Origin of the sequence: Clostridium sp. KNHs205 (assembly GCF_000702945.1) — a bacterium.
Taxonomy (GTDB): Bacteria; Bacillota; Clostridia; order Lachnospirales; family Lachnospiraceae; genus Anaerocolumna.
In genome coordinates this window covers 2,310,385-2,335,593 of sequence record NZ_JNLE01000003.1, presented here as the reverse complement: position 1 = coordinate 2,335,593, position 25,209 = coordinate 2,310,385, and the positions used below count along the sequence as shown (strand labels likewise).

At 35.9% G+C, this 25,209-nt stretch carries 15 protein-coding genes; 1 reads left to right on the top strand and 14 read right to left on the bottom strand.

Translation table 11 applies throughout. The features are described 5' to 3' along the window. Positions 1-82: 82 nt before the first annotated feature. The 14 genes from BR73_RS0110050 to BR73_RS0109980 all read right to left on the bottom strand — a co-directional run bounded on the left by BR73_RS0110050 (position 83) and on the right by BR73_RS0109980 (position 23,410). Complete coding sequence (locus BR73_RS0110050; RefSeq protein ID WP_033165418.1) at positions 83-1,135, bottom strand: helix-turn-helix domain-containing protein; 1,053 nt, start codon at positions 1,133-1,135, stop codon at positions 83-85. After that, the gene (locus BR73_RS0110045) at positions 1,101-2,465 is read right to left on the bottom strand and encodes an MATE family efflux transporter (RefSeq protein ID WP_051685384.1); all 1,365 of its coding nucleotides are present in this window, start codon (positions 2,463-2,465) and stop codon (positions 1,101-1,103) included. Before BR73_RS0110045 ends, BR73_RS0110050 begins: the two co-directional genes overlap by 35 nt. Before the next feature lie 36 nt (positions 2,466-2,501). Then, positions 2,502-3,509, bottom strand: coding sequence for a phosphotransferase (locus BR73_RS0110040; RefSeq protein ID WP_033165417.1), 1,008 nt, complete (start codon positions 3,507-3,509; stop codon positions 2,502-2,504). A 469-nt stretch (positions 3,510-3,978) separates the two neighbouring features. Then, positions 3,979-5,664 (bottom strand): extracellular solute-binding protein, encoded by a 1,686-nt coding sequence (locus BR73_RS0110035; protein WP_033165416.1) that lies wholly within the window; start codon positions 5,662-5,664, stop codon positions 3,979-3,981. 89 nt (positions 5,665-5,753) lie between these two features. Further along, the gene (locus tag BR73_RS0110030; protein WP_033165415.1) at positions 5,754-6,644 is read right to left on the bottom strand and encodes a carbohydrate ABC transporter permease; all 891 of its coding nucleotides are present in this window, start codon (positions 6,642-6,644) and stop codon (positions 5,754-5,756) included. 105 nt (positions 6,645-6,749) lie between these two features. Continuing rightward, positions 6,750-7,691 carry an ABC transporter permease subunit gene (locus BR73_RS0110025; protein WP_033165414.1) on the bottom strand — a complete coding sequence of 314 codons (942 nt, stop codon included), beginning with the start codon at positions 7,689-7,691 and terminating at the stop codon, positions 6,750-6,752. A 717-nt stretch (positions 7,692-8,408) separates the two neighbouring features. Then, positions 8,409-10,685 (bottom strand): glycoside hydrolase family 3 C-terminal domain-containing protein, encoded by a 2,277-nt coding sequence (locus BR73_RS0110015; protein ID WP_033165412.1) that lies wholly within the window; start codon positions 10,683-10,685, stop codon positions 8,409-8,411. Positions 10,686-11,062: 377 nt separating this feature from the next. Continuing rightward, positions 11,063-12,286: a helix-turn-helix domain-containing protein gene (locus BR73_RS0110010; RefSeq protein ID WP_081848602.1), complete on the bottom strand. Its 1,224-nt coding sequence runs from the start codon at positions 12,284-12,286 to the stop codon at positions 11,063-11,065. A 65-nt stretch (positions 12,287-12,351) separates the two neighbouring features. Beyond that, positions 12,352-15,084 (bottom strand): family 78 glycoside hydrolase catalytic domain, encoded by a 2,733-nt coding sequence (locus BR73_RS0110005; protein WP_033165410.1) that lies wholly within the window; start codon positions 15,082-15,084, stop codon positions 12,352-12,354. A 72-nt stretch (positions 15,085-15,156) separates the two neighbouring features. Continuing rightward, positions 15,157-17,952, bottom strand: a complete 2,796-nt coding sequence (locus BR73_RS0110000) for a glycosyl hydrolase (protein WP_033165409.1) — start codon at positions 17,950-17,952, stop codon at positions 15,157-15,159. A gap of 331 nt (positions 17,953-18,283) precedes the next feature. After that, positions 18,284-18,511, bottom strand: a complete 228-nt coding sequence (locus BR73_RS0109995; protein WP_033165408.1) for a hypothetical protein — start codon at positions 18,509-18,511, stop codon at positions 18,284-18,286. 107 nt (positions 18,512-18,618) lie between these two features. Continuing rightward, positions 18,619-19,617: an alpha/beta hydrolase gene (locus tag BR73_RS0109990; RefSeq protein WP_081848601.1), complete on the bottom strand. Its 999-nt coding sequence runs from the start codon at positions 19,615-19,617 to the stop codon at positions 18,619-18,621. A 147-nt stretch (positions 19,618-19,764) separates the two neighbouring features. Beyond that, positions 19,765-21,891, bottom strand: coding sequence for a VOC family protein (locus BR73_RS27310; protein WP_051685101.1), 2,127 nt, complete (start codon positions 21,889-21,891; stop codon positions 19,765-19,767). Positions 21,892-22,009: 118 nt separating this feature from the next. Then, the gene (locus BR73_RS0109980; protein WP_033165407.1) at positions 22,010-23,410 is read right to left on the bottom strand and encodes a family 43 glycosylhydrolase; all 1,401 of its coding nucleotides are present in this window, start codon (positions 23,408-23,410) and stop codon (positions 22,010-22,012) included. 187 nt (positions 23,411-23,597) lie between these two features. Here BR73_RS0109980 and BR73_RS0109975 point away from each other — a divergent pair, with 187 nt between their 5' ends. After that, positions 23,598-24,806: a helix-turn-helix domain-containing protein gene (locus BR73_RS0109975; protein ID WP_051685100.1), complete on the top strand. Its 1,209-nt coding sequence runs from the start codon at positions 23,598-23,600 to the stop codon at positions 24,804-24,806. Positions 24,807-25,209 lie beyond the last annotated feature (403 nt).

The following is a 25,209-nucleotide window of genomic DNA, read 5'->3' as shown; positions in this document are numbered from 1 at the left end:
ATTATAAACAAACAAATATCGTTATACATTCAAAATAATAATTTTTTGATTCACTATCCTATTGGTTTTTGGATATTTCATATTAAATTTTACTTCTATATTCCATTGGCGTCATATTATAATGTTCCTTAAATAGCTTATAAAAATAACTTGGTTTGGTATATCCTATTTTAATTGAGATTTCAAATATTGACAGATTTGTATTAGTCAAGAGTCTTTCCGCTTCCTGCAGACGAGATTGGACTAACAGCTCTTTAAAGCTTTTATTCGTTACATTTTTGATTTTTCTACTTAAATAATTCTCATGAAAATGGAAGTCTTTTGCTAAATCCTTTAATGTTATAAACTGATAGTTTTTCTGGATACAATTTATAATACGTGTCATGATAAAATCATCGTTCATCTTTTCCGCTACCATTTGATAGTTACTTTCCTCTATTCTCATCAGCCCTAATAAAAGTAAAGATAAATAATTCTTATATACTTGTTCCCACATCAGGTTTTTATAAAAATACTCCGAAAACAAATGAAACATAATGGAATCCAATTCTTCGTTTGATTTTGTATCTATAATAATATAAGCGGAATACAATGAATTTTTACTAATTGAGTTAACAAAAAATTTTTTCAGTATACGCTCATGATCCAAATCCTTAAATATATTAAAATTAATGGTATCTACCGGCAAAAATAATTTAAATACAATGTCTTCTTTGCTTTCTATTTTGATTCCGTGGACAATGTTAGGATTTACAATACACATTTCTTTTTCATTCAGCTGAAAAAAATTATTCACATTGTCAATATAATATTTACAGCTTCCTTGATAGACATAATCTATTTCAAAATAAGTATGCTTATGTAAATACATAGCAAAATCAGGTGTATGCTTACTAATTTCAAAGCCATTCGTCTTCTTTATTAATACATCATGTTGACTAAGGAGCTCGTTAATATTATTTTTATACATGCGCCAGTCTGTTGTTTTGTTTTTCTGTAAATAGTTTAAATATCCTCTTAAGACATTTGTCATAACAAACTCATTTTCCATAACTTCAATTAGAGCACTATCCACCTTATAAACATGTGTTTCATCCTGCTTATTCATTATCTGTAGTAATTTCTCCACTTTCATATAGTTCCTTTCTTAATGAATTAATAAGAAATATAGTTGATATGAATAATGACATAATAGTTGATATGGGAAAAGAATACCATACTCCATTTAACTCATATATGCCGGACATGATTAAGGTAACAGGTATAAAACATAGAATATAATTACACAGGGATAATATGAGGGAAGCCAGCTTCTTCCCCACTGCCTGAAAATAGGTCGACTGTATGGATTGTATACCGCTGAATAAAATTCCTATGTTAATAATTTTTAAAATATAGCTGCCCATACGGATTACCGCTGGATCGGATGTAAAGATATACATAATCGGTTCTGCCAGTACAATTAATGAAAGAGAAATAACAGCTCCATATATTCCTGTTATAAAAGAGGCTCTTTTAATGGTTTCCCACACTCTTTGTTTCTTTTGCGCCCCGTAATTATAACCAATAATCGGTTGAATTCCTTGTAGAATCCCATTCATTGGAATAATCAAAAATGTATTAATCTTACTAACGATTCCATAAGTACTTATGGATAAATCCCCTCCGTATTTTTTTAATATCTGATTTATGATAATAATAGAAATACTATATCCAAACATTTGAACGAAGGATGGCATTCCAATGAAAACTATCTCCTGCAGTATTTTACCATTCGGTATAAAATGTCTCAATTTAATTTTCAACGAACTCTTTCCTGATAGGAAGAAGTAATAAATACTCATTACTACTGAAACACATTGCGCGATAACTGTAGCAACTGCCGCTCCTGAAACTCCCATTTGGAAACCAAAGATGAATACCGGATCCAGAATAATATTCGTAAGCATCGGGATTACCCATACATACATAGCATATTTACTACTGCCCTCTGCTCGGATCAGACTCGAAAAAGCTGTACTCGTTACAGCTCCGATTAAAATAATTCTGGTATAGCTCTTGGCATACGGCAAAAGTGAATCCATAACCCCCATCGCATAGAGTAGCTGATTCAAAAATATCAGACCAAAAATTGTAACAAGAATAGCAATGAAATAAAATAATCCGATTGTATTTGCTGCAGTTTTATTTGCTTTTTCATAATCCTTTTCACCAAATGCTCTGGACATAACAGATGCAGCTCCGCTGCCTAAGGTTGTTGTTACTGCGGATAAAAACAAAAATAGAGGAAATGAAACTGCTAAGCCTCCGGCAGCATTCGTTCCCACACCTTTTGCTACATAAATCGTATCAATGATGTTATATATATTATAAGCCATCACTCCTATGATTGAAGGAATTGACATTTTCCATATTAATTTGCTAACTGAAGCCTCCCCTAGCAAAGATTGATATTTATTTTCCATGCTAATCTCCATTCTGCCTTTCTACGGCATTCCAGATTATAACTGCTCCAATTCCTTCAAACATTTCATAACAATACTTTTTGAAAATGAGCCCTGTAAGTGTGCATATAAAAATCCATACCGAAAGGTTTCCGCGGCCATAATCGTAAAGATATACATCCGGTATAATTGATATCTTTTTGTATCCGCTTCAGTAAATTGCTTCTTTTCTTTGCTTTCCTTCAGATAGCTTTTTAAAAAGGCTTCGTCTTTTCGTATATCATCCAGCATAATAAAGGCTGCCGGGAAATCAGCGATAGGATCTCCCCAAAAAGCACGCTCAAAATCAAGAATACCTTCTATTACATATTCCCCTCCAACTTGTTTTACAAAAATATTACCTTCATGACAATCATACTCCACCAGTGACGGGGTTGTTATCTCCTCCAGATATTTCGAATTATCCTTTAAAACCTTTTCAATTCTCTCGTAGGGTAATTTAACTTTATGTTCCCTGCCGTCCCTCAAAATCATATCAAACATATGTAAAAATGCATCTTTCCAGGTAGCATATTGATATTTTTTATCATCGGTAAAGTATCCAAAATAATCACCTTTAATCTGATGCATTTGTGCTAAGTAACCTGCCAGTTCAGTTTTAATTTTCTCCAGGTTATGCTTCTCCATTTTTCTGGAAATTTTATTTAAGGAGATACCTTCCATGGCTGTCATGAAAAAATAATTACTATTAATATGTTTTTTACTAAAATCATATGCTAATATCTTAGGTGTAGGAATTGTTGTCTGCTCTTCAATTAATTGAAAACATTTAACTTCTGTCGGCATTATATCCTGCTCATAGGTTAACAAAGTAGTTCCTGGTATTACGCCTGCTTTTAACACAATCTTATCTTTTTCATCTATTCGTTCAATCAAATACACCGAGTTAAACATACCACCTTTTAATTCTGTTATACTTCCAACCTTACACAAATCTCCAAAATTAACTTTTACAAGTGTCTTAATCTGCTCTTCCGATAACAAATTCTTTGTTTTGCTCTTCATTATCAACCCTCCGTTAAAATTATCCTATACATTTCATATATTTCATTATATTTTCTGGGAGTTATTATACAATCCTTTTACATAACCTTATATATCCTTTAAAATGACTTTTTAATTTATATGGTCAGGCCTTTGGCCCTAAACCTTTTAACAGGAGTAGAAGCCCAAAAGACATTTGACAGTATTTCTATCCCCGCAAACACTTCAGCAAAAATATCTCTCCCCCATGGAACAGTAGAATGTGTAACTGCCGGAACATAGCAATTTTCATATAGGGCATATGGAATGGAATTAAAAATAATAGCGGAGATTTTAGATTACTGCATTGCCGATTGCAGAAAATCTAAAATCTCCGTTAATTGGTTGTAGCCACACTCCCTGCATGGCAATCACTCTTTTTTAACCCATCCTCCACGCATGTAGTCCAGTTCCTGCAACCATCATTTATGTTATGTAAAAGATAATCAAGTTATCTTGCTTCATAACGATCAAATGCTGTCTGTTGGATTGCGATATTATCATTCACTCCATACGCTTCAAGCTGGGTCTTGAAATTAGACCAAGAGTTTTCGCTAAGTTCTTCATCTCCCAGAATGAATTTGAGTACCATTGTATTTACATAATCATCAATTTTAGCTTGATTATTAGAATAAGTTGATTCTTCCTCTGTAGTTCTTTGAATTGATGGCAATTTTCCTGTAGTTCCATAGGATAACCAAGTAGCGGTGGCTTCTTTTTCAATATCCATTGAAGCTTCAATTGTGTATTTATTATTAGCTAACCCTGGCATACGAACATCAGCAAATTCTGCCAAAGGCAGGCTTCCACCATTAAAAGTAGTTTTGCTATTAAAATTTAATGTCCCATCCGTATTCTTTGTATATGTTCCATCTGCTAAGCCATTATTTACATAGAGTTCATTCTCAGCAGCACCTTGCTCCTTCGTCAGTCCATATTCTTTTAAGTAAGAACCTTCCTCAGAATAAAGATAATCAATGGTTGCCAATAGTCTTTCAACGTTTTTGCAGGAACTAGTAATCATTGTGCCACCGGTTCTTTCATTCTTACCTGTATATACCAGATTCGGAGCTGTTGTTACTCCATGTTCTTTATCTATTGGATTGGCGACAGGCTGTACATCAACATATAGTCCATAATCAGGCATTGACAAAGTATCACCCAACTGAGAACCTAATCCGTACCATACACCGGCCGCTCCGCCATAAGTCAGGGCTGTATTAGGCATATAGAACAAATCATTCGTTCTACTTGCAAAATCCTTATAGATATAACCATTCTTATACCATTCCTTCATTTTAACAAGATAATTATAGAAACCATCCTGCATCGGACCATATTTAATTGTCCCATTATCTACGTAGTAGTTAGGAGCAGTCCCAAAGCCTGTAAGTATATCACCAGAATCAAAATAACCTTTTGCCGGAAGAATTAATGGAGCATAGTCCTTCATACCTGCCGCCTCAAAATACTGTTTATACAATGGGAGCATATAATCCCAGTCAGCAATTGTTATCGGACTTTCATTGCCGCTCGGAAATGAGATATTGTCACCTGTCATCGTTTTTAAGATATCGCGTCTATACACCAATCCTCCCCACGCATTTTCATTATCAGTTGAAACGATAGGTAATTTTAATAATTGACCTTCATCATTATAAGTATTTTTTCTTAACTTATCATCTGTTTCAAGTAAAGCTTTCAAATTAGGCATGTAATCCAAATATTTTGCAATATCTATTATTACTCCATCAGTGAAAAGCTGATTTATAGAACCTGTATAATAGTTTGAATCTATGATATCTGTATACTCACCTGTTCCTAACATTATGTTTAACGAATCAGTATCTGCTCCAGATGCTGGTTGCTGGAAAGAAAGTGTCATATTGAATTTCTTATTCAGATATTTTACAACCGGGTTCTTGTTATAATCAGAATTGTAATCTCCTGGTGTAGAATATAACCAGTAGGAATATTCCACCGGCTTTGAATAATCAATATTTATTAATTCCTTAGCTCCTTCTGTAGGATCTGAAGTATTATTATCCTTACTCTCAGACTTTTTACATGCACTTAACGAACTAAAAACCATAGCCAAACAGATAAACATTACAAAAATTTTTTTCATGTTTTTCATTTTAAATCCTCCTCCTTAAAATTAAACTAACCTTTTATTTCCTCTTAACGCATTTATAATTAATCTATTGGATCAATTACCGTATTAAACTAGCCTTTAACACCACCAAGAGTAACACCCTTTACGAAATATTTTTGTACAAATGGATAGATACTTAATATCGGCAGGGTAGCTACCATTACAGTACAATACTTAACCAGATTCGAGGTAAAATCAGTCTTACCCTTTATATCAGATCCGCTTAGTATCTTTGCTGTATCGTTTTGCACCAGAATCTCTCTGATATATAACTGAAGCGGCCACAAATCCCTTCTCTTGGTCAAATAGATAGATGCAGGAAACCAGGAATTCCATTGCATTACTACATTAAACATTACGATTACTGCTATCGTTGATTTGATTAAAGGAACCAGTATCTTCAACATAATCGTAAGCGGACCTGCGCCATCAATTTTTGCTGATTCTTCATAACTGGATGAAAGCTGTTCAAAAGCTGATTTCATCATGATGATATAAAATGCATTAATAACTCCGGGTATAATTAATACAGCTCTAGTATTTATAAGGCCAAGTTCTTTATTTACCATATATCCAGGGATTAGTCCGCCGCTGAACATCATCGTGAATAATATAAAAAGAGTGATCAAACCTTTAAGCTTTAAGTTTTCACGACTAATCACATAACCTGCTATAACAGTGAGTATCACTCCGACTATTGTGGTTGTTACTACATAAATAATGGTGTTCAGATATCCGTTAATTATATCTTTATTTTTAAATACAAGTTCATAACCTTTTAGAGTTACTTTTCCAAGAGGCTTTAATATAAAACCGCTGGAGGCCATCAATTCTCTTGGATCGCTGATGGAAGCCATTGCAACATGCCAGATAGGTGCGATACAGACAAAACATAAAATAATCATAAAGCCATAATTTAATATATTAAATACAACCCTGCTAAAAGTTAACTTCTCAACCATAATAACCTCCATACTGCCATTTGGCAGTCATATACTAAGCAAAATGCTAATGTGCTTTATGCAAGCGAATGAATATGATTCCCTTTCGGTGATTTAGCCCACCTACTATAATACCGAGTTATCCGTATACTTTTTGCTAATCCCATTGGAAACCAGTAAAAGCACTGTTCCAACGACCGAGTTAAACAGACCAACAGCTGCTGAGTAACCATATTGCATTTTCTCAAGACCCATACGTTGAACATTCGTAACTATAACATCAGCCGTTTCGTATATACTTGGATTATATAACAACAAGATTTTGTCAAATCCTACCGACATTAATAAACCACATTTTAAAATCAACATGGTAATAATCGTAGGCATAATTCCGGGAATTGTAACATGCAATGCTCTCTTTAATCTACCTGCTCCATCAATGGCTGCAGCTTCATGCTGCTCCTGGCTTACTCCTGATATAGCAGCAATGAAAATAATAGATCCATATCCCAACCCCTGCCAAATATCTGAAATCAGGTTGATTGCCCAGAAATAGTTTGGATTTAGCAATAAATTCTGACGTTCCATACCGAATTTCACTAAAACATTAGTTATTATGCCATTGGAAGATACAAAATCGATAATTAAACCACAGATAACGACAGTTGAGACAAAATAGGGCATATAGCTGATAGTTTGCACTGTTTTCTTAAAAAATGTTATGTAAATTTCGTTTAATAGAAGTGCAAATATAATTGATAAAGGAAACCCAATTGTAAGTCCTAATAAACTAATCACAAATGTATTTCTTAATATCTCAAAGAAATTGGGTGCTGTGAAAAATTGTATAAAATTATCGAGACCTACAAATTCACTTCCCAAAAAACCCTTTATCGGGTTGAACTTTTCAAATGCCATGATTAATCCACCCATTGGCAGATAGTTAAATATAAAAAAGTAAACAATGACCGGTAAAACAAGCAAATATGTTCTCCAGTTCATACCAAAATCACGTTTCCATGAAGTTTTGCCTGCATTTAGAGCAGGATTTCCTTTACCCAATTTCATAAATTTCCTCCATTCATTCGTATTGATATTGCTAATATCCTGCCATATCAAACTAGCTCTGAGTAATCTCAGTATCCTCTATCACTTTGCATTACCTCTCTACTGTATTCCAACCTGTTCCGATAATTAATTACTTCAATTAATCCTGGTCGAAACACCACATCATATAAAGTTAAGTAGCCACAAGCTGATCCAGCAGGCTTTCTTCCGCAGGACTCACCATTGACAAACAACTCGACTTCATCCCCATTCGAACAGACTATTACTCTGATCCTAAGTCCCTCCTTACCAGGAAAACTCCAACTTCTGATAGCCATATTAATGTTTTCGAACGATATTTCATCAGCAACCTGAGTATCCGGTGGTATCACTATAATGAGAGGTTTTGTATAACTTCCTTTTACTATTTCTTCATAATAATATTCATTTTTAATTTCTAATTCTGGTCTTATACTCTTTTTTATTTTTTCTCACCCACCTTATGTTTCACTCAATTTTATCATTTGTAGTGTTTTTGCTATATCAGAAAAATGATATTTATTATACATCAATGATACAATAGGTATTTTTTTATATATAAAACCTAAAAATGAGCGGCAAACCGCTCATTTTTTACAATGTTTTATGATTGAATTTAAACTTAGTGTAATTAATTACTAAATATCTAACAAAAGAAGCTGGTTTATTAAACACAGCTTCTTATCCTTTCCATTGAATTTATAATTGATTTAACATATCAACCATTTGCTGAAGAGCTTCTCTTTTTAATCCAGGTATAAAACTAAGTAAACCTCTCAAAGGCATTTCTGCTATCGTAGCTTCCATCATTTCCGATGATATTGCTCCATTAGAATTTACTGCAGAATCCTTTTGTTCCTGTGCTCCTTCTCCCATTCCCGCCGAAAACGCTCCCATAATTGAACTTGCTTTCGGGTTCTTCATAATTTCACCAAGCCTAGAATTTAAGGAATAGGAATGAGGTACTGAAACAGTGGCTTGAACTGCAACTTTTTTCGATAATACAATCTCTCTTACTGATTTTCCTATCATTATCTCGTAATTTCCTGATTCAACATGCCAATCATGAAGAATTGTATTCCAATATGAAAATGCTCTCTTTTCAAGTTTAAAAGATACTGTTTTTGTCTCATCTGGTAGTAACTCTACTTTCTCAAAACCTCTTAACTCTTTGATTGGGCGGATGATTTCTCCTTCTATGGGTGATACATAAAGCTGTATCACTTCCTTTCCGGTTACTTTACCTGTATTTGTCACATCCACACTAACCGTCAATGTGTCTGTATCCTTTATGGTATCTTTATCAAGATGTAAGTTAGAATACATAAAAGATGTATATGACAACCCGTGGCCAAAAGGGAATAACACGTCAATTTTCTTTGTTTCATAATAACGGTATCCAACAAAAACACCTTCTCGGTATTCTACCTGGTTTCCTTCTCCACCATAATAAGGGTAGGATGGATTATGCTCCAGCTTATAGGGGAAGGTTTCTGGTAATCTTCCACAAGGATTTGCCTTTCCGAATAGTATGTTGGTCGTCGCCAGACCAACTGCCTGCCCGCTTAAATATACTTCCAGAATACCTTTTACCTTGTCCACCCATGGCATCTCAACAGGTGATCCGTTGTGTAAAACTACAACTGTATTCGGTTGTACTTTACATACAGCCTCAATCAGATCATTTTGACAAGCAGGTAAACCCATATGTTTTCTATCATAGCCCTCTGATTCAAAAGAATCTGGCAGTCCGGCAAAAATTACTGCTACCTGCGCCATCCTGGCTGCTTCGAGCGCTTCCTCTTTAAGACTTTCATCTATGTCGTCCGTATTATCAAGATACCCTTCGGCATAAGTTATATTAAGTAACCCTTCTATTGCATCCATTGCTGAGGTTGTCTTAAAGCTGTTGATATGTGAACTACCTCCCCCTTGATAACGTGGTTCCTTTGCGTATTTGCCAATAAAGGCAATCTTATCTGACTCCTTTAACGGAAGGATATTGGTTTCATTCTTTAAAAGTACACAACATTCCTGGGCTATTCTGGCGCATAACTCATGATCAGCTTCCTTATCCCATACGGTATCAGGAACTTTATTATCTTCAAATCGGAATACGATATTTAAAATTCTTTCACAGGCTTGATCCAATACTTTTTCATCCAGCGTACCGCTGGTAACAGCATTTACTATTAGTTCATCATTTATGCCACCGGAAGAAGGCATCTCCAGGTCAAGTCCAGCCAAAAGACCCGGAACACGTTCATTGACGGCTCCCCAGTCACTCATCACATAACCTTCAAATCCCCATTCCTTACGCAGTATATCCGTTAAAAAGAAACTATTCTCTGAAGCATAAGTACCGTTAATCTTGTTGTAGGAACACATAACAGTCCAGGGTTTTTCCTTAACGACTGCACCTTCAAAGGCTGCCAGATAAATTTCTCGAAGGGTACGCTCATCTACCTCTGAAGAGCTGGTCATCCTATGTAATTCCTGATTATTGGCTAAAAAGTGCTTGATACTTGTTCCAACATTTTTACTTTGTACTCCTTTTATTAATGCTCCAGCCATTTCTGTTGATAAATATGGATCTTCTGAATAATACTCAAAATTTCTTCCGCATAACGGCGATCTCTTAATATTTACTGCTGGTCCAAGAATTACGCTTAATCCTTCTGCCTGGCATTCATCGCCTATTGTCTGACCCATTAACGTAAGCAGCTCTCTGTCAAAGCTTGCTGCCGTAGCACATGCTGCTGGGAAACATACTGCTTTAATACTGCTATTTACACCAAGATGGTCCCCTTGGCCATTTTGTTTTCGTAGTCCGTGAGGACCATCTGCAACCATTGTTTGAGGTATGCCCAAACGTTGCACCGCCTTGGTATGCCAGAAATCTGCTCCAGAGCATAACCCAGCTTTTTCTTCCAATGTTAATTCGGCTATTAATTTTCTTATTTCTTCTATTTCCATATCACTTACTTCCTCTCACAATTTATTAACACTTATTACCTTGGATAAAATGGTATCCATTGATGCCTACCGGCATGGAAGTGTACTCCTTATATTTTATAATCAAATCTTTTCAGCCTATATCAGATTAATGATATTTATTATTTAAATCTGATATTATTATTAATACTGCATATTTTTCTACATAAAAAGGATGAAGTTTGCTCATAGTACACAAACTCCACCAAGTTTATCTATATAGTATTTAAGATTTCATGAGTGTATTATCCTATCTTAGTCATTCGACTCGCAATAATTCCCATATGAAAAAACTTACATCATTATGTTATATATACTTCTGTATAAAAGCCTTAAGCTCAATATAAAATTTTAGTTGTTTATTTTACTTTATCTCTATACTGCTTTGGAGTTAAACCCATCTCATTTTTAAAAACAGTTTGAAAATGACTTTGTGAACTAAATGCAAGTTTTTCGCTGATTTCAACCAGAGAATTATCTGTATACTTAAGTAAAAACTTAGCTTCCTTCATCTTTATTTTCTTGATATATTCGTTAACTGCCATTCCTGTTTCATGTTTAAATACGCGTGAAAGATGCTCTTGACTTATTTTTAAAACATCCGCGATTTGATTAACACTTATATTACAATAAACATTTGTTTGAATATAATCACAACATTGATTTACATAATAGGAATATGCATTAATTTTTAATAACTTATGAACTCTTCCTGCAAAATCAAAAAGCATTTTTTCCGTTTGTTCACCTATATCTGATACCGTTTTCATCATCTCTATCTGCCTGATATACAGGTCACTGATTGAAAATGCAATTTCACTATTTAAGCCTCCTTCAATAGCTGCTCTGACAACGATAGTAGTCGCTACAATAAATGTATTTTTTGCTTGTCGCAATTCATTTCCAATAATCATAGCGCCTACTTTACCGATAGTTCCAGATAGCAGCACCTGTTTTAAATTAACAATATTTCCAGTACGGATGCACTCCAGCATACAACGTTCGAATAGATAGGTTCCATGAACCTCCATTTCATTATTGCTTTCTAATGCATCGTCTTGTAACTCCACATTATTAATCTGATTGGATTGGCTGATTATCCCCAGCTTACTTTCATCTAATTCTTGATTATAAAGATAAAAAAATAAAAACTTTATTAATTTAACGTATTCCTTATAGGGAAATAAATTAATAATACTATGATAATTAAGTACTGATGCTTTTTGATCTTCACTGATATTCATCTTGTGTATAATTTCCATTAATGCATTTTCTGATATAACACTTGAATAAAATGGTCCCAAAATAATATAGCCTCGAACAATATCTCCAGATTTAACCGGAACACCTATCCAGGTAAGGGCAATATCGTCTATACTAATTTGAATATCCTTTGACATCATACATAGCTGTACAATTGAACCTGTCTGCTTAAGATAGTATACCAAATGATCTTCTTTCCGGAGCTCAGATGAAATAAATATCAACTTTCCATCAGAATCGAAGTAGGCTGCTATGATCTTATATGTGTGATCTATCATCTTGCAGAGTCCCATTACCGTATCAAGATTCATGTCAATCATCCTCTCCCCCAAGACTTATTGGATATTTTCAATTCCTTTTATTTCTTATCAATTGTACATACCGTTTATTTTTCTGAATTATTTAAGGCATCTATAACAGCGATGAACATCTGATTTCCCCCCCCTGGCATCATAGAAGTAAGTTCGGCTATCGTCTGACCATACGCTAATTTAATCATAGGATTGGTTGTTGTACCTGGTGCGAATTGCTCCAGCATTTCAACTGCAAGCGGATTCTCCAGAATCTGTCCAAGGGTTGACTCCATGGAATATTTGCTGATCCGAAGATCCAAAGCTGTATCATATTCGTAATGATAGCTGCCAGAGCCAACTTCAATTCTTTCGTTCCTTTCCGGAAGTTCAAGAATAGCAGTTGTGTTGGCTGGTATTGTCACATCTATAATTATTCTACCATTCTCACATACCCAAGATGAGGCAATCAATCCATACATGGAATCAAAGGTTGCTTTAGCAAATGTAATTCCTTTTACAAATTTAGGTGCAATTTTGATCTTTTTGTAACCGGGCTCAATCAGCTGAATTCCTGCTACCTTCTGATAGAGCCAATCACCGATGGAACCATATGCATAATGATTAAAAGAATTCATGCCGGATTCATCAAAGCTTCCGTCAGCCAACATGGAATTCCATCTTTCCCATATGGTAGTCGCTCCTTTTTTCACCGCATATAACCAGGAAGGATAATCCTCCTGAAGTATCAATTTACCGGCAATTTCATGGAGCCCATAGTCAGACAGAACATGACTGATATATGGAGTCCCTACAAATCCTGTTACCAGATGATTCTTATGTGCTGCCAGATTTTTCTCTAAGGTTTTAACAATTTTATCTTTATATTCAACTCTCGCCAGATTAAAATGGAGTGCAAGAACACACCCAGTCTGTGTTTCACTTACCAGACGACCAGTTTTCGTAATATATTCATCATTAAAAGCATCCACAATCTTTAAGTATAATAATAAGTACTTTTTATAATCCTCTTCATAACCTAATATTTGAGCTGATTTATATAAAATCTCAGTTGAGTGTGCATAAAATGCAGTCGCAACAAAGTATTTATCCGTAGCACCAATTCTGTCACTCATCTCCTCTTTGTCAAGAGCAAGCCAATCTGCATACTGGAAACCGGACTGCCATAAAAGTCCCTTCTCCGATACTGAGTAGATATATTCTACCCAATCTCTCATACTATTATATTGCTCTTCCAAGATTGACTTATCTCCATACACCAGATACATGGCCCAAGGAATGATGGTTGCTGCGTCACCCCACGCTGCCGCACCAGCCTGGTTCCCCAGTATATTCGGAATTACAGAGGGAACACCGTATTCCATTGTCTGATCAGCCTTAAGATCTTTTAACCACTTGGCAAAAAAAAGTGCAACATTCATATTAAAAGCCGCAGTCCGAGCAAAAACCTGAGCATCTCCAGTCCAACCCAAGCGTTCATCACGTTGAGGACAGTCAGTGGGAATATCTAAGAAGTTACCGCGTTGCCCCCATTCGATATTCTTTTGGAGTCTGTTAATCCATGGGTTGGAGCATTCAAAGGTACCTGTTTGCTCCATCTCAGTATGAACCGAACAAGCGGTGAAATCATTAGGATTTATCTCTTCTCCCAGCCCCTCCACACAAAGATACCGGAAACCATGAAATGTAAAATGAGGACGATAAAGCTCTTCTCCGCCTTTGCAGATATATTCATCAGTAGCCTTTGCCGATCTTAAATTCTCTGTATAGAAGTTACCGTCTTTATCCAATACTTCCGCATGCTTTAAGATTACCTTAGTACCTTTATGGCAGTTTAACTTCATTTCTACAAAACCTGCCATATTCTGTCCAAAGTCTAGTACTATTTCATTTTTAGGTGTTTTAATGATATTAATCGGCTTAAATCTAGATGTTATTCTAACAGGAGTATTTTCCTGGCCAAGTAGAATTTCCTTTTTATATTCATAACTCTGAGTTGGCTTCAAATTCATATCGATGTAATTAGCATCAACGATTTCACCATCATATATTTCGCTAAAACGGATTACTCCAGTTTTGCATTTCCATGAGGTATCCGTTCCAAAAACCTCTTCAGAACCATCGGTATAGTTTAATCTAACTTCCGCAATAACTGCCAGTCTATCACCATAATTATTCTTTGTACCACCAAATCCAAATACTCCTTTATACCAACCGTTAGCCACTGTCATATTAAGGATATTGTTTCCAAGAAGCATATTAGTTATATCATAGGTCTGATATTGCAGTCGGTTATGATAGCTTGTCCAGCCAGGTGTAAACAGATTCTCACCGACGCGTATTCCATTAAGCTCTAGTTCATAAATTCCTAATGAAGAAGCATATAATCTGGCTTTCTCAATGGTCTTCGTAATTTCGAATTCTTTCACAAAAACAGGGCAAGCCTCTGTCTCCTCTAAGGTATGTGTTATCCAGTCTGCCTTGAAATTGTTACCACTGAACAAACCTGTTTCAAATTCACCTTCAATATGACCTACATCTCCCTGATTATCCCATACCTCCACAGATACGTTATATCTTGTTACTGCTTCTAATGGTTCTCCTTCATATCTGATATGGATTGATGTATCCTCATTCACTTTTCCGGTATTCCATACAATATCATTTTGGTTTCTTACAATAATTTGATATGCTGTCTGCAGGATATCCTGCTTTTCTGATATAAGTTTCCAGGAGAATCTTGGTTTTCTGCAATCTATCCCTATTGGATTCTTTTGATATTCAATTCTTAATTGTTTTAAATACATATTGTTACCCTCTCTTTAAGTGTTTTATTAAATTAATATTAATGTAGTAAATACTCCATTATTCTAGCTTATTTATATCAATGTATATTTTAGAATCACCGGTCCAAATAGCCCATAATCCTGAAGTGCCTTCTTCTCTTCCATAACGTTCAATGCATTATTAAGCGTTGAAGCGACTTCGATAGTTATCTGATTCTTACCAACAAGGATACCGTTGGTAATCTCAACCTTTTTTGTTATCTGATCCGGCAGAAAGGTATGGCTATTTACATTAATATTTACTGTATCGGCAGCTCCACCAAGCGATATCATACAACGCTCTACCTTCTCAGGCAGTTCGAAAACCGTTGTGTAAACTCCCATACCGGATACCGTTTCCAGTCCCGGTATCAGTCTCCAGGGAACTAACGCTTCCAAATTGACAAACTCCTTAGCAAACAATGTCTTTGTCGGATGATCTCCGGGAAGATACTTCTTAACAGTTAGATTCCAGGAGGTTAGTTTCAATTCATTACTAAATGATGAAGCATCAAACATAGTACGGTAATTACCTACAAGATTTCCAATCATCAGTGTCATAACCTCATTCGGTTGAAACGTATGCTGGAATGATATATAACCATTCTTCCTGGAAAAATGCTCGATTTTTTGAAGCTCACCTGTCCAGCAGTTGTAAACACATGGAATTCCAGCACCTGATAATTCCACTGTCTCATCAACTACTTCATTTTCACTCTGGTTGTAGATATAGTAATAATCCATATTTTCGCTGCTGCGATGCACATGAATCAAAGAAGAAGCTTTCGTAACTATACGATCAGGTAAAATCTCAGCCTGATTCATTTGTTGTATTAAATCATCTGTTCCATGTAAAACGTATACGTTTGGATATCGTAAAAGCTGCTGATAAACCTCATGTATTCTCTTGAAATCATTAGCGCTCTGATAGCTGGAAATGTATTGGGGTTCACCAATTATCCATAATATGGGAAATCCTTTCTCGGCAAGTTTAACAAAGCTTTCCATTGATTCTAATGAAAGTCTGGGTTGTTGCAATAAATTCGTTTCCCTGTTTCTTTGATAATCAATAATAAGTGCTTTATAAGCTGCACCCTCCTTATCCAAGATTACTTTGCCCTGTTCTTTCGTGACCTTGGAATCAATTCTCGTAAGGAGGAAGGTGCTAAGATATTCATAGCTGTAACCTGCCATGCTCAAGGGATTTGCATATTGCGGCATGGAATAATTTACCCCATCAAACTCTTGACGATAAACAGCAAGATCTACCCTCGGAGTTCCCTGCCTTAACAACCCTTGGAGCCTGCTGATATAGGATGTCATCATCCCACTGTGCTCCCATATTGGCTGGCGGTTGCCCCATTCATTGGAATATGCTGTTCCCATCATGCTTAACCCCGGCCATTTAAATATAGGTTCTACCGGGCCAATCACTGACTTCGTATTATATGACATTCCATGTAACACAACCTGGTTCACTCCGGCAGCCATAGCCTGGTGAAGCTGCCAAAGTAAGCCTTTACTTCCGGTCCACATTTGTTTATACGCAAGGCCTTGTATTGCACCTAATTCATAGGAATAGACTGGTTTCTTTTCCACATGGGCCGCACCTACCAACAGCAGACAGGAATCAATATTATCCTGGAACCCTAAGGATTCAGATTCCGGAACATCTACATAATGAAGGCTTGAACACATCTGGGTAGGTAACCCGTAAACCTGATATCGGAGCTTCATATTATGGCGGTTAACAAATTCCTTCAGTGGCTTAATATGATTTTCATTAATCATATCTGTTATTGTCTGATAAAAATCATTTTGTATCTGAACATTTACATGAGTACCATCAAACTCGTACTTTGCTTTCTGATCCACATTTCGGACTGCTGAATGCTGATAAAGCCCCTCGATAAACAAGCAGGGCAGAAACGGTGTTAAATCATAGCCTCTTCTCGTTTGAAAGGTCTCCAGAAAAGCCGGAGACCACAAGATAACCGGAAGCGGCTTGGCATCATACATTCCACCCAGCATGGATGCATTTACCTCAATTGAGTCACAGAACAAATCCCCACCATTTTCTTCATAAAGCTGCCTTAGTTCTTCATCCCCCATTAATACGTTTTCCCAATAATCGATGATTGCACTAGCTGCTGCTTTGCTCAGATGGTCAATAACAGGAGTGCCTGACGAATCATTCATCTGCCCTGAGGTTTGCTCATAAAATACAAATAACGTCCATTCATCCGTACTGCTCTGAAGCAGCTCATCCTCTTCTTTCATCAATTCCCGCAGATTGATGTCGATGGTATTGTTTCTTGTATTCATGTGCTGTGTTACTACCCTTGCACTATTTAATAAATATACATTACTTTCTTTTTGTACCCGTTTTGCAATTGATGCTCCGGCAATCTTATACACCCTGCTCTTATCAATCGTATCTGATGACGGCAATTCACCGCGGTATGTATTTACAAAACTCGTTGTTCCAATATGAAGCCCCCAGGATGCACGTTCATCATCAATCGCAGGAATGGCAGGTGATGCAATTGGCCATAAAGGTCCTACGGTAAAATCCAGTTTAAAATTCAATTCGATGGCTTTTTTTAAAGCATGCTTCATTAAATCATTCCATCTATCTGAACCAAAGTAGTATTCAGAATAAGCTTGCGGATTAATATCATTTGTCGGAATTCCCATAAAATATAATATTTCCGCGCCACCATAACCGGCTGTCACCAGATCTTCAATTTCCTGTTCAAGCTCCTCTTTCTCCATAAAAGCTCCTGGAAGCCACCAACGGATTTTCGGTTTTACCTGCATCTCCATCCGAATAAGTTCATCTTTTTTCATATGGCTTTTCCCTCCAATTTTTATTTTTTACGTTCCATTAATTCTTACATAATCTTTTTCTGTTGCACCTCGTATATACTCCAATCAAAGGATTGAAAACGAAAGTCCCTCTTCTCTATCTTAATGCTTTAGATACATCAACCATATCAAGTATACATCATTCTTGCATTGTTACATTTGAAGCATTTATTTGATTTGGGGTTATCTGTTATTAATTCTTATTCAACGAATTATTCCATCATTATTATAAAATAGTCCGGAGATTCTTTATTGTAATATTGTGCTTTCCATTGTAAAAATAAAGTAAATAACTATTAATTGCAAATGCTGTTCATAGTCCAGATTGAAACAGCATGTAATCTTTATTCATCTCGCTGATTTTTTTATACATTTTTTCCATCTTAGCTTTTGCATTAAGAGCATCAATAACTTCCTGATACAGTGGTTTTGAATTTACTACCATCATGATAAGATCCTGATTTTCAAAGTAAGTGTACGCCTTTGCATCAGCACTATTTACAACATTTACAGGATACTGCCTGTTAAATAAAATATACAAAGTGATACAAGCTCACAGATATAAATTAAGACGGCTCCCTTCACTTCTGCAGTAGTAAAGCGAACCGTCTGTTTCTAAATAATGAATTCTATTTCATATTTGATTAATTACCTTCTCTTAATCAGATTAAGTTTTTTCTCTATCTCCTGTAATATTTCTGGTGTAACCACATCATTTGCATATTGGCTCATCATTCGAAGGGAGATATCGAAAGCAGGTTTTACCATTTCCTCATCCGCAAATAATGGCACATTCTCAATTAATATATTCTTGCATTCCATATTTTCCAGTAACGACCGTATGGAGTTATTAATACTATAAACTTCTGTATTGTTATCCACATTAATATCAACGTAATTTTGATCTGCTTTGAAATCACCCAGAACTTGCTTTAGCCACTCAATACTCATATCAAACCACTTAGCTATATTCAGATTTACATTACCTATAAAACCAGAGGATGTATGGCTTTTTGCAAGTGATATTCCATGTTGACCACTATAAAATATATGTGCCTCAAACGGTATCCTGGATTGATCAAGAACGTCCATAAAACGGAGTGAATTTCTTACAGGAACTAAACTATCATCACGTGTTGCAAATAAGAATGCTGGTGGAGTAGTAGAATCCACCTTATCAACAAGCCCAGGAACTGGGGTTGCAAGAATGGCTCCGATTTCTTCTAATATGCAAGGATATCCAAGAATCATTGCATTCGGCTTTATTCTACCCATTGTTGAAAGTGCTGCTGCAAGATGGCCACCAGCAGAAAATCCAATCACTGCTATCTTCATCGGATCAATTCCCCAAGAAGAACTATTTGCTCTTATTAATTCTAAAGCGGTTTCAGCATCATTTAATGGATTTGGCCATTTTGTATTTTCACCAACGCTGTAGCGAAGAACAAATGCATGATAGCCTTCAGCAGCATAAGCCATTGCAACCGGTTCGGCCTCCCTGTCCGAGCACATCGTGTAGCCACCCCCCGGTAATACCAGTATTGCAGGACGTGATTTAATATTCGTAAATTCCTTTGAGGAATCTAACAGGTAGGTAGTTAATGTTACCCCTTTTTCTTTGTTTAAAATAATGACTTCTGATTTCATATTCTTCTCCTCTTCTTATTAAAGTTATTGTAAAGTTTTATTTTGAGTCTGCCTTCACTTATTGAAAATGGTATTATTCGATAGATCTTTTCATTCCCAAATCCAGCTTTCTTCATGTCCCTGATTTCTTTTTTAATTTCATTAACATCAATAAAGGCTCCTGGCAGCCACCATCTCACCTATTAATTGTTTCGATTTTTTAGTGTATTGCATGAATTCAATGCGATTGCCATCCGGATCAACTATCCACAATTGATATGCACCATCAGGACCTAAATCGATATCCTTATCCAGCTTAATTCCATTTTTCACAACAGCTTCTTTCGCTTCATAAATATCCGAAACTTCAAGACATAAATGCTGATAATTATAATATCCACTCAAATCGCGTTTCTCTTTTTTCGTAGCTCCGAATGTGTAGAAAAGCTCAATAAACTGATGTGGTGCTACTTCAATATAATCGATCCATGGCTCATCGCGTATCATCTTTAGATTGATTATTAATTCTTCTTCAGCACCCATCGCTTCTAAATATTGTGCCAGGTCACCATACGTTAAGGTCTTTACACATCTAAGTCCCAATCCCTGACAGTAAAAGTTCTTCATATTTACTGTGTCCTTTACGTTATATGCCACCTGAGTTGTGAACTTTACCTGTGAGCAAACTTTATGTTCTTTTTTATCGTTTAGTGGGATCAATCCGTTTTTATCATACTGTGTAAATTGAATTTCGTTTCCGTCTGGATCACGTACCACTAATTCTAAAGCACCGTCGACTACTTTTCGTATATCTTGTTTTATCTCAACTCCAGCATCAACAAGAACTTTTTTAATCACTTCAATATCGTCAACTTCATAGTTCAGCTTTACATATCCATAGTAATCTTGCCTCTCTACGAATGGTTTCTTTTCTCCTTCTATATTATGGAACAGTTCTATATATTGGTGGTCTGCAAGTTTTAAGTACTCAATCCATGGCAGGTCGCCACTTGCCCTCATTTCTGATACCTCCTCTTTGCTAAGGTCATATTTTTTTTCGACCCAGTCTGTAAGCTCGTTCATTGTCAACGTAAACAGGCGCTTCATTCCTAAGATATCTTCATAAAAATGGAGCATTTCCTCCATATTTTTCGCAACAAAAGAAGCATGGCCAATATTCGTAATTGGAACACTTGCAAGTGGCATAGGTTCTGGCTTATCACAGAAAGATTTGATATCGATAAACGCACCTTTGTCACCGCCTTGATTAATTGATTCCAATACTTCCAACACGTGAAATGCCAGTTCTTTTGATGCCCGGCACTTTTTACAATTTAGGACTGCATTCGCTGCATCCGCTATACCCATTCCACGTGAGTCTTCAATATAATCTGAAAAATTCCATAGGTTGATTGGATCTGTTTTTATTCTTGGATCCATTGAATATGGAAGAAATTTAACTTCTCCGCCAAAGGTATTGGGATCTGACATATATAAAATCCCTTTTGTACCGTAAATAGAGAAATATGCTTGATCAGTAATAATATTGTTACCATCAATATGCAGGGTTCCTGAAATTCCATTCTTCATCTTTAGGATAGCAGATACTCTACTTTCATTTGGATTATCCATAACTTTCCCATAATCCGGCATGCCAGGAATAATATTCGTATAGGTTTTATAAGGCATTTCTGAAATACCTCCTACACGTTCAACAGGTCCCAGCAAACTAACAAGTGCAGTTATGTAATAAACAGCATAGTCAAACAGAACTCCGGCACCTGACTCACGTAAATATGGGTAAAGACTGAGTAATAAATTATTGTCACGGTTTGCTGAAATAGCAAATGAATTTACTTCTCCAATAAGCCCACTGTCGATTGCTCTTTGAGCAGTTTGATATGCTGCTCCCATAAAAGTATCTGGGGCTGAGCCCAAACATAAGCCTTTTTCATTTGCAAGGTCCACGAGTTCTTTTGCCTTAACAAGATCCTCTGTAATTGTTTTTTCTGTATAAACATGCTTTCCAGTGAGTAATGCCGCTTTTATGAGTTCATAATGTGAACTAACAGGGGTCAAAACAACAATTAAGTCCACTTTTGGATTATGAATTAATTCCTCTGTTGTCTGCGCTTTAATACCATATTCCTTCGCTTTTTTCACAGCATTCTCAAAGTGCTTTGAGGCAATCGCTTCCAGCTCTAAATTACCAATCTTTTGACTTATATTTTTGAGATAAATATCGCTAATTGCTCCTGTACCGATAACTCCTACAAATAATTTATTTTCCTTCATGATTTATCTTGTATGGTTACATAAGCCCATACTCTCCTTTTCATTTCGTTGATTTACATCTTTTTAAAGCCATATTTGTATAAAGCCCAAATGACCATCTTAGTAGGGGGCTCCTATGTTATGACATTTCAAAAGATTCCATATCTAGAGTTCCTTTTCCCTTAAAAGTGAAAAATATTGCATGCTTTCCCTGTAATGCTTTCATACTAACATGATACTCTTTCCAAAAAGCTGACTCGATATTAACTTTCACTTCTGCCACACCCTGGCCTTTTTCACCTGTAAGGACTCTCAGTATTCCCTTCGCTCTTCCTCTTAACGTAACAGAAAGCTTTTTATTTAATCCATCAAATTGAAAGTACTTAAACCCTACCAATGATCCTGATGTTATCGATTTTACATATTGATTTGGGTTGTCTTCCCGGTCTTCACCCTCCTGTGTCATATAAGGTCCATTCAACGGATTCCTTAACCCAAGAATTTTTCCAGGCATCAGGTTGCAAGCTATATAAGCCGGGTATTTTCCTTTCCATGGAAGTGTTCCACCATTTAAACCGCAACTAGTACTTTCTACTTGATTAATTGTTCCATCCTCATTGATTGTAATTGGTTCTGCCACACCTTGTCTTGCGTAGAGAGTACGATTGGTCATTCGATGGTCAAATATGTAATATTGTTCCTTAACACAGACAATGCCGCCATGATTATTACCAAGTGGATATGCCGGATTGAACAGGCTATGTCCATTCAATCTCATATCCGATGTGGAATGAATTATTCCTCGGTATACAAAATTTCTGTCAGGATATTTACTGGTACAATAATTTAAACCTGTTAAATCGGTTGCCGGATAAACAAAATAATAAGTATCGCCAATCTTACGAACCGAAGAACCTTCAAAAAATGCTGGTTTGGTCAGTGGTCTTTTTACTCTGGGCATAATAATGGAGGGTTCCGATTTAGAGGTTAGCATATCCGCCTCAAGCTCACGAACAAAAGCTCCTACTACCGGATGGCCCTGTCGTTCAGTGGATGCCTGACCGGTCCCCGAATAGAGCCATACCCTTCCATCATCCACTAATACAGCTGGATCGAACTCATACCAGTCTGATAGATCCGTACCATATACATGACCTTCTGGTGATTTTACATCGCCATAATATTCATATTTTCCAGCAGGTGTATCACAGATCGCAACGGATATAATGCTGCTATCTTTCACAGAGTAATATAAGTAATAGTTACCATCTAGCCCACATGCGACATCAGGTGCGTAAAACGGTACAGAACCATCTCCTCTGGGATGCTGATCTTTTCTATAAATAACTCCTTCATAACGCCAATCAGCTAAATCATCAACCGGTGCTGACCAACACACATAATCATTTAGGCAGTAGTCCTTACCACCAAAGCGATCATGGCTACCAAATAGATACAATCTATTACCAAATACATGCGGTTCCCCATCCGGAATATATTCATAACTTGGTAAATATGGATTAAATGCTAATTTCTTCATATCATTCCTTTCATAACTTGTTATTTATTAGTTATTACTCAATCTCATAAACTCCGCTTCCAATTCTGTCGCTCTATAACTACGTTAAGCTTCAAAATCAGTAGTTTAATTTATTATATTTGTGCATATTATTTTTGTATTGTAATTATGTGTCTGTTATTATAATATTAGTTCAGGAGGTGGCTTAATGAAAAACAAAGATGTGATGCTCTTTTGTAATTACCTATACAACTGCACCAATATTCCGATATGGTTTTATGAAAAGGATACCCTAATGCTTCAACTTCCTCCTGCTGATTCAGCTCTTGATATTGTTCAAAAATATTTGGAGGTCTTAGTAAACCAACCTCAGAGTGTTACGTATATTGTAACGAAGCAATTTTTATATATTGGCATCGTGAAAATCGATGAAAATAAGGATAGTTGTGTTGTCATTGGACCCATCACCAACGTCCTATTGTCAAAAGAGATGACAAAAAAAGTTATGCAGGATGCTTTGATTTCCTTAAGCCATATAAATCAAATTAATGAATTAATAAATAGTTTTCCAAAAATGACCTTTGAACGCTTTCTTCACACTCTCTGTTTCCTTAATTATTCTATCAATGATAAGAAACTCACTATGGAAGATATCTTAGATTATAAAAACCGTAAGATTCTTTTCCCAATAGCGACAGAGCATACTTCAAAAATTTTTAATGCAAAAGAAGAACAACATCTTCATAATACTTATCAATTCGAAAAGCAATACTTAAACATTATTGAAAATGGTGATTTGGCTGCCTTAAAAAAACTTCTGGAAGCCCCAATTGTAATAACACCTGGTGTAGTAGCGGATAATGGTATCAGACAAATCAAGAATCTTTTTATAGCCGGGATAACCCTAGTTACCAGAGCAGCGATTAAAGGTGGCTTGGATATGGAAAGTGCATATCAATTAAGTGATGTCTATATACAGAAGATGGAAAAGCTATATTCAGTAGAAGACATTTACAACTTGCAGTATCAATTGATGTTTGATTTTACAGAGCGTGTACTTGTATCGAAAATACCTTCTGGTATCTCATTAAGTGTATATGAATGCATTAATTACATTAATGCAAATACCAATCGCCCGATCACTGTTGAAGATGTAGCCGCTAATGTTAATAAAAGCCGCTCATTTATTTCACGCAAATTTAAACAGGAGCTGGGCTTTGGTATCAATGAATTTATTAATAGCAGAAAAATAGAAGAAGCAAAATACCTTTTGACTTATACCAATAAATCTATTAGTGAAATCAGTTTTTATTTATGTTTTTCTAGTCAAAGTTATTTTCAGAATGTATTTAAAAAGAAGCTAGGGATTACTCCAAATGACTATCGTTTAAAAACAATTTCTAATAAGGATATTTAATTTTGTTCAGGAGTGTTACCTACTGATTTAACCTTTGGTTTTATATATTAATGAATTACATCGGCAAAAAGCATAGAAATTCATAACTTTAAAGGCAGCTCTCATGGACTGCCTTTTCATCTATATCATATGATATAATTATGCGCTTAACGTTCTTATTCTCCCTTAATCATCCGGCGGATTCCACGGATGTAATGTCCATTGGCCATTTCCAGCATACCCTGCATGGCACCATCCTTCATGCGGCCATTAATCTACAACATGCTCAAAGAGCAGTCCGTTTTATTTCCTGAATTCTTGGATTGATTCTGATTATGATCTAAGTAAAAAAGAGGTTGCTCAAATGCTTTTTTCTGTTTGCAAAAGTGTAATTGAGCCTTTCTCGTATAAATAATTACTTCTC